Below are 10,327 nucleotides of genomic sequence, written 5' to 3'. Positions count from 1 at the left end.
CATGCAATGCTTTCCAAGCGAAAGGCATTGGTAACCGGAGCTTCTCGTGGAATCGGACGTGCCATTGCGGTCGAGCTCGCCGCTCAGGACTACGACATCGCCCTGTGCTACCGCCACGAATCCGAGGCGGTCACCGAGACCCTACGCCAGTTGGAGAAGTTCGAGGCGGCCGTGCATCACGCGCCGTGCGACGTCTCCGACGGCGGCGCCGCCGAGGCGTTCATCGACGAGTCCATCGACGCCCTCGGTGAAATGGACACCCTCGTCAACTGCGCCGGCATCGTCAAGGACCGCCCACTGGCGCTGATGTCGTCCTCGGAATGGCACGACGTCATCGACACCAACCTCACCGGCACGTTCAACTTCTGCCGACCACTGTCCTACCGGTTCATGAAGAACCGGTCGGGATCGATAGTCAACGTATCGTCCATCGCCGGGGTCTACGGCAACGTCGGCCAGACCAACTACGCGGCGTCCAAGGCCGGGATACACGGTTTCTCTCGCTCGCTCGCCAAGGAAGTCGCTCGGTACGGCGTTCGCGTCAACGTGGTGGCTCCCGGATTCGTCGAGACGGACATGACCGGCGACCTGAGCGAGAAGGCGCGGAAGAAGGCGCAGGATTCCATCCCGTTGCGCCGCTTCGGAACTGCCGAGGACATCGCCGAGGTCGTCACCTTTCTGGTGTCGGACAAGGCGTCGTACATCACCGGTCAGGTACTTCAGGTAGACGGAGGAATGGTTCTGTGACCCAGTCTGTTTCGCCCTCGATCCCGGTCGCCGCCGCTCGTGTCTCACGGGCCGAACCGGTCATCGGTCTCGACGTCGTCGAGATGACGACCGACCGCGCACGAGCCTGCAAACTCGTGCTCGCGGAGGATCCGTACCTGTCCGGCCACTACCCCGACGTTCCGATCTTCCCCGGCGTGTTCACCATCGACTCCGTAGTGCAGACCGCACGCGCCCTCCTGATCGACCGTGAGCCCGAATCGTCGCCGCAGCTGCAAGTTCTGGTCTCGGTTCAGTTCACCGCACCGATTCGACCCGGTGATCATTTCGAGGTCGCGGTACATGCCTTGCCCGGCAAGCCCGCCGATCCTGCGGGAACCCGGCGCATCAAGGCGCAGTGCATACGCGGAGACGGCATAACGGCGGGGCGCATGACCCTGCTGATGGGAGGAAACGAACGATGACGATCACCAGCATCGATGCGATCACCGAGGCGACCTCGTCGACCGGGCAGTCGATGACGTACCGGCAGATCCTCGATACCTTGCCGCACCGACCGCCGATTCTGTTGGTCGATCGAGTGCCGCACCTGACCGTCGGAGAGTCCATCGTCGCCGAGAAGGCGGTCAACGCCAGCGAACCGTGCTACGTGGACATCACCGACAGCGTCGACCTCTCGCGAGACCCGCGGGGTGCCGACGAGTTCGAAGACGAGCGGTTCGCCTACCCGGCCGCTCTGATGATCGAATCGCTCGGACAAGCTGCAGCAATCCTGTGGCGTATGTCGGTGCCGGCCGGGGACGGAACCCTCGTCTTCGGCGGTATCCGAAATTGCATTTTTCACGGCAGTGTCTACCCGGGAGACGTTCTCTCACATCGAGTTCGGATAGATGCACTCAAAGGTGACTTCGGCATTCTGTCGGGTCACACCGAGGTCGCCGGCCGGATCGTGGCGGAGGTCGAATCGATGCTGGTCGCTGTGCGGCCGCTGTCCGATCACCCTCCGACGGACGATACGACATCCGCCGCGTGACCAACCATTTCTGTTCCCACTCAAAGAAACGGATACTCTCATGACCAACGACAGCATTTCCTACGCACCCGAGCACCTCGACGACATCCGCGAGATCGTCGCCGACATCCTCGAGGTCGAGACCGAAGAAGTAGGCGAGACCACTCATTTCGCAGACGAGCTCGATGCAGATTCGCTGCGCGCCATCGAGATCCTGTCGCAGCTCGAGAAGAAGTTCACGATCGACATCCCGCAGACCGAACTGCCGCGGATGGAGAACCTTCGCGCGGTGTACGCCGTCGTCGCAGAGCGCACGGGCTGGTAGGGAGATGAGTACCCGCGTTGTCATCACCGGTCTAGGCCCGGTGTCCAGCATCGGTATCGGCGTCGAGGAGTTCTGTCAGGGCATCAGAGGCGGTCGCAGCGGTATCTCGGCGATCGACGCCTTCGACACCACGGGGTTCCCGGCGATCATGGCAGGCGAAGTCAACGACTTCGTGCCGGACTCGTATCTGTCGACCCTCGAATCCGGCGAATGGGGCCGAGCGAGTTTGTTCGCTGCGGCAGCCGCTCGACTGGCGGTGGCAGACGCGGGGATCTCGCCCGAGCTACTCGAGACCCACCGGGCCGGTTCGGTCATGGGAACCACCGGTGGAGAGTCGAGATCCATCGAACTCATCGTCGAATCGGCGCTCGCCGACGGACCAGCGTCCATCGATCCGAACTTGATCAAGAACGTCCCCAGTGCCCGCATCTCCGAAGCCGTGAACGTGGAACTGGGTATGAACGGAGAAGCGCTCACGATCGCCACTGCGTGCTCGGCCAGCAACTACGCGGTCGGTTATGCCTACGACCAGCTGGCGTCCGGCGAGGCCGACTACATGATCGCCGGCGGCGCGGACTCGGTGCTGCGCTGGGCGCACGCGGGCTTCTACCGGCTGGGTGCATTGACCGAGAAGGCATGCTCGCCGTTCGACGTCGACCGCTCCGGCATTCTGACCGGCGAAGGCGGCGCCGCAATCTTCCTCGAGACACTCGAATCCGCAACCGAACGCGGTGCCCACATCTATGCCGAAGTTCTCGGCTACGGCGTCAACTGCGACGCCATCCACATGGTGGCACCCGACTCCGCGAGTATCGCCGCGTGCGCCCGCACGGCACACGCAAACGCAGGCATCGACGCCGCGGACGTGGACTACATCTGCGCGCACGGCACCGGCACGCCGGCCAACGATGCGGCAGAGACCACTGCGATGAAGAGCGTCTTCGGGGCTGAGCCGCCGCCCATGAGCTCGATCAAGTCGATGCTCGGGCATACCATGGGCGCGGCAAGCGGATTCGGTGTGATCGCGTCGTGCCTGGGAATCGACAACGGCTTCATGCCCCCCACCATCAATTTCACCGAACTCGATCCGGCGCTGACAGGCATCGATCCGGTACCGAACCACGCCCGGTCCGCAGACGTTCGTCTGGTGCAGAACAACGGGTTCGCCTTCGGTGGAAACAACGCAATAGTCATTCTCTCGAAAGTCGGGTGAACCGCACATGTCCATCGACGTACACAGCCGAACCCCCTCGAGTACGACGGCATCGACGAAAACCGGTATCTACGGATCGGGGGTGGTTTCCCCACTCGGCATCGGAACCGAAGCATTCGCCGGCTCGATCGCCGATGCTTCTCCCGCGGAAGCCGACGTCTCGACGATGTTCGGCGACGAGCTACCGACCGACCGCGGATTCGCGATCGTCGACTTCAAGATGAAGGAGCATGTGGACCGCAAGGGCATTCGCTTCTTCGATCGACCCACGTGTTTCGGCATCATCGCCAGCGGCGAGACGCTCCGGGCATCGGCCGGGACCGAGGTCGACCGCGTGGGCCTGGTCCTCGGAACGACCACAGGCAGTGAGAAGTCCACCAGCGACTACTCCCGCGACACGTTGACACAGCCCAAGCCGTATCTGGTGAATCCGGCGACGTTTCCCAATGCCGTGATGAACTGCGCGGCCGGACAGGCTGCGATCTGGCACGGGCTCACGGGCGTCAACGCCACGGTCGCCGGCGGCCAACTGGCCTCCATCCAGGCTCTTCGCTACGCCAAGAATTCCATTTCTCGTGGCTACAGCGACGTGATGGTTGCCGGCGCGGTGGAAGAGTTCAGTCCCCAACGTGCATGGGCCGCATTCGGTCTCGATCGTGACAATCCGCTGGTGGCCGGTGAGGGTGCAGCGACGTTCCTGCTGGCACACGAGGACAGCGAGACCGCGACCCGCGCATCGGGCCCGATCGCCGAGCTGCTCGCCACCGAAGTAGGTCATTACGGACCCGACATCCGGATCCGGCCGGCGGGACTCGCCGCGGTGATCGACCGCGCCCTGTTACGCGCCGGGATCGACCGCTCGGACGTGTGGATCGTGGCAACCGGTGAGACCGGGGTGGCTGCGTACGACCACGTCGAAACCGAGGGCGTCGAGACAGCACTGCCCGGCGTGGAGCGCCTGCAGATCAAACTTCTCAACGGCGAGACACACGCCGCGACGGGAGCACTGGCATTGTCGGCGATCCTCGCCCGTCACCGACGAGACCCGCAGTTGCACGGCCGGGCTGCCGTGCTGACCGCAGTCTCGCCCGACGGGGCCGTCGCAGCAGCTGTCGTGCGTGGTTTCCATCATGGTTGACGTCATCGCCGGGAGCGCGGTCATCAGTCCCCTCGGTGACCGCGAGGAGACCTTCGACGCGCTGATCGCAGGAAAGTCCGCCCTACGCCCGCTCGCGTTCTACGACCGGGACCAGGTCAACGTCCATCTCGGCTACCAGATCGGCGACGGGTCCGAAGGAGATCTTCGGCCGGCGGCATGGTTGGTCGACGTCATCGTCGACGCAGTCGCGGATGCCGGGCTCGATCTGTCTGCCGGCCGTGTCGCGGTCGTCGTCGGCACCAGCATGCGCGAGTTACGCGGCGTCGAACGAGCGTTGGCCACGCCTGTACGTCCACTCGGCTTCGACCTCGCCGATCTGCACTTCACCAGAGCGGTGCGGTCCGTGGTGCCCGACGCCGTCGAAATCATCACCGTCACCAACGCCTGTTCGGCAGGAGGTCATGCCTTGGCGATCGGGGAAGACTATCTGGCCTCGGGCTTGGCCGACGCGGTGATCGTCGCAGCGTGCGACGGCACGAGCGAGTCGATGATCGCGTCGATCGGTCGGGTGCACGAGCAACCCTCCGACGGCGTCCGACCCTTCGACCGTCTGCGCAAAGGTGTGCTGCTCGGCGAAGGCGCGGCCGCAGTGGTACTCCTCGCCGGTGAGCACGTATCGGCCGGATCCGCGGCAGCGCGGGTACTCGGTACCGAGATGGCCTGCGACGCAGCACACGAGACTGCTCCCGACCCCAGCGGGATCGCCCGAACGATGCGTGGCGCGCATCGTCGAGCCGGGATCGCGCCAGGCGACGTCGACCTGGTGATCGCGCACGGAACGGGAACTGCACTCAACGACCCGACCGAGGCGGCCGTGCTGGTCGACGTCTTCACCGGCCACGAACCCGTCGTGACAGCCCTCAAGGGAGCTCTCGGGCACACCACCGGACCGTCACCACTGATGAGCATCGCGGTCGGGATCCAGGCGCTGCAGGAGCACCGCATTCCCGCAATCGTCGGCCTGACGGACCCGATCGACGAGGCTGCCGATCTGGACCTCGTCGTCGGCGATCCGCGTCCGACCCGCGGAACCGTCGTCCAGGTCGATGCGTTCGGCTTCGGCGGAGTCAACGCCGTGACCCTGCTGGAGGTCCTCTCGTGAGCGCCGTGGTGATCGACGGTCTCGCCGTGCAACTGCCGGGCGTGAACTACGACGCCGACGAGCACCTCGCGGCAGCCTGCGACGAGTACACCGGTATCGACGCCGAATCCGCTCGGGTGATCATCGGACGGAAACGGTTGCTGTACAAAGAGACCGCGACCCGACTGGCCGCGTGCGCAACACATCGCGCGCTCGGACTCGAGATCGGGACGCCGGCGCCGCCGCCATCCGATGACGCCGCCGACACCGCCGTCATCGTCAGTTCCAACCTGAACAACGTCGAAACCGTCGCGCACATGGACGAACTGGTCCGGTCCGGCAAGTTGTCGGACGTCAGTTCCATGCAGGTACCCAATGCCTCCCCCAACGCGGTGGCCTCGAGTTTGGCCATCAGGTTCGGCCTGCAGGGACCGAATCTGCTCATCAGTTCCGGAATCACCGGTGGGCACAGCGCCGTACGCGTCGCGGTAGCAATGCTGCGCAACCACCGGGCTTCCCGCGTCGTCGTGATCGGAGTGGAACCTGCCGACGACGTCGCCGTGGCCGTCGCCGGTGCTCCCCTGGTCGCCGCGTCGGCGTGCGTGGTCCTGCGGTTGGTCGATCGTGCGGACCAGGGCGCGGTGACCATCGAGCTCGACCGACCGACGGACACACCCGCACACCTCGAGTTCGGTGCCGGTGACATTGATCTCGCCGCCACGATCGGCAACACGTACGGGACGCTCGGCGTCCTGCAGGTGGCGGTCGCGGCCAATTGGATGCGTCGTCACTCGGTCGCCACAGCATCGATGGTGTGCGAGGACCCCGACGACGGCAGAACCGAATTGTGGTTGGCCCGCGCGAGCTGACCGCACCGACACCACAGAAAAGGACGTGCTCATGACGACCGACGTACATTCCGACACCGACATGACGACATACATGGGCAGGCCGCGTTTCGAGGGTGCCAACATCCGAACGTGGATCGGCTTCAAGCACTTCACCTACCTGATGGAAGAGGGCGTGCTGCAGTACCTGCGAGATCGCGACCTCGGCCCGACCCGGCTCTATCGCGACTTCGGACTGGGCGTCGAATTCGTGGACTCGTCGATCCGGCTGCCCAACACCATCGACCTGGACGACGAAGTGACGGTCCGGGTCACCCGTGACGAGAGCAAACTCGGCTGGTCGTTCGTGGTGCGCATGACCGTCGATCGAGGTGACGGCCCGATCACCGTGCTCAACGGGAAGACGCGGGTCCAGTTGATGCACGAAGTGGACACCGCACCGGTGTCCACGATTCCCGATTCGATCGTCGATGCCGTTTCGGAGATCACCCCGCTCGACACGACCGGACCACAGACTCTGTCGCAGTTGACCTCCGAGAATCCAGGGGCCTTTCTTTGGTCGTGGCGCATCCCGTACTTCTACTGCCACTACTCGCTACGGCTCCAACACTCCGGCTACGTACGCGCAGTCGAGGAAGTGGTCGACCGGTTCCTGCACGATCGTGGTCTGGCCATCGAGGAGGTCCTTGCCGAGCGTGGGTGGATTCCGGTGGTATCACGTTCGCGTATAACCCTTCTCGAAGATGCTCTGATGGGTGAGACACTCCACACCGTCATGCGCGTCGACGAGGTCATCAAGGACGTGATGTACCCGGCGAAGATCGACATGTACGTCGAACGCGGTGGCACGCTGTTCCACACGGCCACTGCCTCCGTCGTGCACGGCTACGCGGTCAGCCGCGGGACCGAGGCGGGCACGCTTGCGATCATCGACGACGAGACTCGCGGCAAGCTGCTGGGAGGTAGATGATGGCGCGAACTCCGAAGCCGCCGCAGGTCTGGTTCTCGTTCCGCAGTCCGTTCAGTTGGATCGCCATGCACGAACTCCACCGTCGGGTTCCCACCGCGCGAGAGACGTTCGAGTTCAAACCGTTCTGGGAACCGGATGCGAACACTGCCGCTCGATTGGCCGCACGCGGAGGCGAGATCATCTACGCCCCGATGAGCAAGGCCAAGCACCTGTACATTCTGCAGGACACCAAGCGTCTGGCCGAGCGTTACGGCCTCTCCATGACCTGGCCTGTCGATATGTCTCCCTGGTGGGAGCCGTCGCATCTCGCCTGGTTGCTGGCCGAGCGAGCCGGCCTGCAGTGGGAGTTCTACGACGCCGTCGTCGCCGCTCGGTGGGAGCGCGGCGAGGACATCAGCGATCCGACGGTCGTCGCCCACGCCGCCGAAACGGCGGGACTCGACCCGGCAGCCGTACGCTCCGCCGTGGATGATCAGTCCATCCGGGATGCCGGCGCAGATGCTCTGTACCAGGCCTATCACGGGGACATCTTCGGCGTCCCGTACTTCGTGAACCGGCGCAAGCGATTCTGGGGAATCGACCGGTTGGAGTGGTTCCTCACCGATCTGTCCGTGGCAGGTGTCGAGGTGTCGAACGAGGAGCCCCCCTCGGTCGACGAACATGTCGAGCGACTCCTCACCGCCGCGGCCTACGATACGGACTCCGCCGGTGGCTGCGGATAACGCGGTACTGCCGTCGACACCGGGTACCGGACGGCGCATCGTGCTGACGACCGTGTCCTCCGATGCACACACCTGGAACCTCGTGTTCCTTGCGCTGCTGTTGGAGGAATACGGGCACACCGTGACGAATCTGGGACCGTGTGTGCCCGACGACGTGGTGATCGAAGCCTGTCTGCGCACCGAAGCCGATGCGCTGGTGGTCAGTACGGTCAACGGTCACGGGGTCATCGACGGTGCGCGCCTGATAGAACGGGTACGTCGGGAGGTCGGCAGCATCCCCGCCGTCATCGGAGGCAAGTTGACGACGGTAGGCGAGAGTGGTCACGAACTGTCCGCACGACTGCTCGATACGGGGTTCGACACCGTCTTCCTCGGTGGGTCCGACCTCGACGGCCTCACGCGCTTCCTCGACTCCGCCACACGCAGTCTGGTGCGGGCCTGATGGACGACTTCGGTTCGTACGTTCGGAACTCGCGCGGCCTCGTGGTGCAACCGCGGATGGGTTTCTCCGTTCCCGACACGATGAGATCGGGTCTGGCTGCCACCGCCGATGCCCGTGCGGACACAGTCGGCACCATCACCCTGGACAGCTTCACCCGTGTGGGAGATCTGGAGACCGCAGCTCGGGCAGTGCGATCCGGTGCCGACCTCAACGGCTATCCCGTTCTGACGCATGATCCTTCGGTCACCGGCTGGGTGATCGCCGACAGTGTGGCAGCAGGCTTCCCCGTTCAGGTCCGACACGGCTCCGCCCTCGCCCACCCGATCGTCGATCGGGTGGTACAGGTCGGACTCAGCGCCACCGAGGGCGGTCCGATCTCGTACTGCCTTCCCTACGGGCGCACACCCGTAGCCGACGCCGTCACCGACTGGGCGCGCACGTGCGAAACGCTCGCCTCGGCCCGAACCCCCACTCGCATTCCACATCTGGAGAGTTTCGGCGGGTGCCTCATGGGTCAATTGTGCCCGCCGAGTCTTCTCGTGGCGGTATCGATTCTCGAGGGACTGTTCTTCGCCGAACACGGCCTCACGAGTATGTCGCTCAGCTACGCGCAGCAGACCGACGAGGTGCAGGACCGGGAAGCGCTCGAGGTCCTCGGCCGCCTCGCTGCTCGCTACCTGCCGACGACGCAGTGGCACATCGTCGTCTACGCATACATGGGCGTGTACCCGACCACGGTGGGTGGGGCCACCGATCTGCTCGGTGCCGCCGCACGGTTGGCGGTCGCCGGATCGGCAGACCGGTTGATCGTGAAGACCGTGGCCGAGTCGCAACGGATACCTACGATAGAACAGAACGTCACTGCCCTGGAATACGCAGCCGACGCCGCCGTACCCGCTGATATTCCATTGTGCGACAGCGGGATAGAAGAGGAAGCAGTCGCACTGATAGAGGGCGCCCTCGACTGCCACCGCGACATCGATACCGCCCTCGTGCGCGCACTCGACCGAGGCATTCTCGACGTCCCCTACTGCTTGCATCCGGACAACCGGGGACGGTCACGCGCGGTGATCGACGGAACCGGGCGACTGCAGTGGTCCTCGATCGGTTCCATGCCGTTGCCGTTGCGTGATACACGGGCGCACGCGATGTCATCGACCGCGCTACTGCACAACCTGCATCACGTACAGAACAAGTTCGACGTTCCGCACCTGCCGTACACACGAGAAGAGGAGTTGACATGAGTCTGTTCGACGACGTCATGCCGCGATATACGCAACAGGAGACGCATCACCGCACGGTGTCCGCCTCGACGACTGCTGTGTGGGGTGCGTTGCATTCGACGCCGGTATCCGCGCTGTCGGTCTCGATGGCACTGCTCCGCATCCGAATGGGCCCGAAAGCGTGGGTCGACCCGTCCTGGTCCGACAGCGTTGCGGCGGAGTCGAACCAGCCGGCACTACAGGCATTCGCACCGCGCGAGATCGACCGCATCGAAGGCGTCGAGCTGCTGCTGGCGGACATCGCCCGCTACGACTTCTCGTCCAGCAGGCGTCCGGGGATCTCTCGATCGGACCGCGCAGTGTTCGAGGAGTTCGATGCTCCTGGATGGACCAAGGTGGCCATGAACTTCACCGTCGAGGAGGGTTCGGACGGGACGCTGCTGACCACGCGGACCCGAGTCGCGACCACCGATGCGCGGACCTCACTGCGCTTCGCCGCCTACTGGGCGATGATCAAGCCGGGCAGCGCACTGATTCGCCGCGACCTCCTGGCCGCAATCGCGTCGGTCGCGGAGGAATCTGCAACGGTCGGCGGTTGAGTACTCG

The 10,327-nt window shown here is 64.6% G+C and carries 13 protein-coding genes; all 13 read left to right on the top strand.

What is annotated here, in order from left to right:
* Window positions 1-6: 6 nt before the first annotated feature.
* The 13 genes from fabG to BJI47_RS10895 are packed head-to-tail and all read left to right on the top strand — an operon-like array spanning window position 7 to window position 10,320.
* A complete protein-coding gene (gene fabG / locus BJI47_RS10955; RefSeq protein WP_088943779.1) occupies window positions 7-747 on the top strand; it encodes a 3-oxoacyl-[acyl-carrier-protein] reductase in 741 nt (246 codons plus the stop codon).
* A complete protein-coding gene (locus tag BJI47_RS10950; RefSeq protein WP_088943746.1) occupies window positions 744-1,190 on the top strand; it encodes a hypothetical protein in 447 nt (148 codons plus the stop codon). Before fabG ends, BJI47_RS10950 begins: the two co-directional genes overlap by 4 nt.
* On the top strand, window positions 1,187-1,759 hold the full coding sequence (locus BJI47_RS10945; protein WP_088943745.1) for a 3-hydroxyacyl-ACP dehydratase FabZ family protein: 573 nt from the start codon (window positions 1,187-1,189) through the stop codon (window positions 1,757-1,759). The genes BJI47_RS10950 and BJI47_RS10945 overlap by 4 nt, the downstream gene beginning before the upstream one ends.
* A gap of 40 nt (window positions 1,760-1,799) precedes the next feature.
* Complete coding sequence (locus tag BJI47_RS10940; RefSeq protein ID WP_088943744.1) at window positions 1,800-2,063, top strand: acyl carrier protein; 264 nt, start codon at window positions 1,800-1,802, stop codon at window positions 2,061-2,063.
* Window positions 2,064-2,067: 4 nt separating this feature from the next.
* Entirely contained in the window at window positions 2,068-3,276 is a 1,209-nt protein-coding gene (locus tag BJI47_RS10935; RefSeq protein WP_088943743.1) for a beta-ketoacyl synthase, read from the top strand.
* A gap of 7 nt (window positions 3,277-3,283) precedes the next feature.
* On the top strand, window positions 3,284-4,414 hold the full coding sequence (locus BJI47_RS10930) for a beta-ketoacyl synthase N-terminal-like domain-containing protein (protein ID WP_088943742.1): 1,131 nt from the start codon (window positions 3,284-3,286) through the stop codon (window positions 4,412-4,414).
* On the top strand, window positions 4,407-5,537 hold the full coding sequence (locus BJI47_RS10925) for a beta-ketoacyl synthase N-terminal-like domain-containing protein (protein ID WP_088943741.1): 1,131 nt from the start codon (window positions 4,407-4,409) through the stop codon (window positions 5,535-5,537). The genes BJI47_RS10930 and BJI47_RS10925 overlap by 8 nt, the downstream gene beginning before the upstream one ends.
* Complete coding sequence (locus BJI47_RS10920; protein WP_088943740.1) at window positions 5,534-6,385, top strand: beta-ketoacyl synthase N-terminal-like domain-containing protein; 852 nt, start codon at window positions 5,534-5,536, stop codon at window positions 6,383-6,385. Before BJI47_RS10925 ends, BJI47_RS10920 begins: the two co-directional genes overlap by 4 nt.
* A 31-nt stretch (window positions 6,386-6,416) precedes the next feature.
* Window positions 6,417-7,334, top strand: a complete 918-nt coding sequence (locus BJI47_RS10915; RefSeq protein WP_217808528.1) for a thioesterase family protein — start codon at window positions 6,417-6,419, stop codon at window positions 7,332-7,334.
* Window positions 7,334-8,056 (top strand): 2-hydroxychromene-2-carboxylate isomerase, encoded by a 723-nt coding sequence (locus BJI47_RS10910; protein WP_088943777.1) that lies wholly within the window; start codon window positions 7,334-7,336, stop codon window positions 8,054-8,056. Before BJI47_RS10915 ends, BJI47_RS10910 begins: the two co-directional genes overlap by 1 nt.
* Window positions 8,043-8,498, top strand: coding sequence for a cobalamin B12-binding domain-containing protein (locus BJI47_RS10905; RefSeq protein ID WP_217808527.1), 456 nt, complete (start codon window positions 8,043-8,045; stop codon window positions 8,496-8,498). Before BJI47_RS10910 ends, BJI47_RS10905 begins: the two co-directional genes overlap by 14 nt.
* Complete coding sequence (locus BJI47_RS10900) at window positions 8,498-9,742, top strand: methylaspartate mutase (protein ID WP_088943738.1); 1,245 nt, start codon at window positions 8,498-8,500, stop codon at window positions 9,740-9,742. Before BJI47_RS10905 ends, BJI47_RS10900 begins: the two co-directional genes overlap by 1 nt.
* Window positions 9,739-10,320, top strand: coding sequence for a hypothetical protein (locus BJI47_RS10895; RefSeq protein ID WP_088943737.1), 582 nt, complete (start codon window positions 9,739-9,741; stop codon window positions 10,318-10,320). The genes BJI47_RS10900 and BJI47_RS10895 overlap by 4 nt, the downstream gene beginning before the upstream one ends.
* The last annotated feature ends 7 nt before the right edge of the window (window positions 10,321-10,327 follow it).

The sequence above is a fragment of the Rhodococcus sp. 1168 genome (genome assembly GCF_002091955.1).
Lineage (GTDB): Bacteria > Actinomycetota > Actinomycetes > Mycobacteriales > Mycobacteriaceae > Rhodococcoides.
Note: the sequence above shows the minus strand (reverse complement) of the source record. Positions and strands in the feature narration are given on the sequence as shown.

Bases quoted from the DNA above. Each gene is read 5' to 3' on its own strand.
- BJI47_RS10930 (WP_088943742.1), top strand. From the start codon at position 3,284: ATGTCCATCGACGTACACAGCCGAACCCCCTCGAGTACGACGGCATCG.
- BJI47_RS10910 (WP_088943777.1), top strand. From the start codon at position 7,334: ATGGCGCGAACTCCGAAGCCGCCGCAGGTCTGGTTCTCGTTCCGCAGT.
- BJI47_RS10915 (WP_217808528.1), top strand. From the start codon at position 6,417: ATGACGACCGACGTACATTCCGACACCGACATGACGACATACATGGGC.
- BJI47_RS10895 (WP_088943737.1), top strand. From the start codon at position 9,739: ATGAGTCTGTTCGACGACGTCATGCCGCGATATACGCAACAGGAGACG.
- BJI47_RS10935 (WP_088943743.1), top strand. From the start codon at position 2,068: ATGAGTACCCGCGTTGTCATCACCGGTCTAGGCCCGGTGTCCAGCATC.
- BJI47_RS10925 (WP_088943741.1), top strand. From the start codon at position 4,407: ATGGTTGACGTCATCGCCGGGAGCGCGGTCATCAGTCCCCTCGGTGAC.
- BJI47_RS10940 (WP_088943744.1), top strand. From the start codon at position 1,800: ATGACCAACGACAGCATTTCCTACGCACCCGAGCACCTCGACGACATC.
- fabG (WP_088943779.1), top strand. From the start codon at position 7: ATGCTTTCCAAGCGAAAGGCATTGGTAACCGGAGCTTCTCGTGGAATC.
- BJI47_RS10900 (WP_088943738.1), top strand. From the start codon at position 8,498: ATGGACGACTTCGGTTCGTACGTTCGGAACTCGCGCGGCCTCGTGGTG.
- BJI47_RS10945 (WP_088943745.1), top strand. From the start codon at position 1,187: ATGACGATCACCAGCATCGATGCGATCACCGAGGCGACCTCGTCGACC.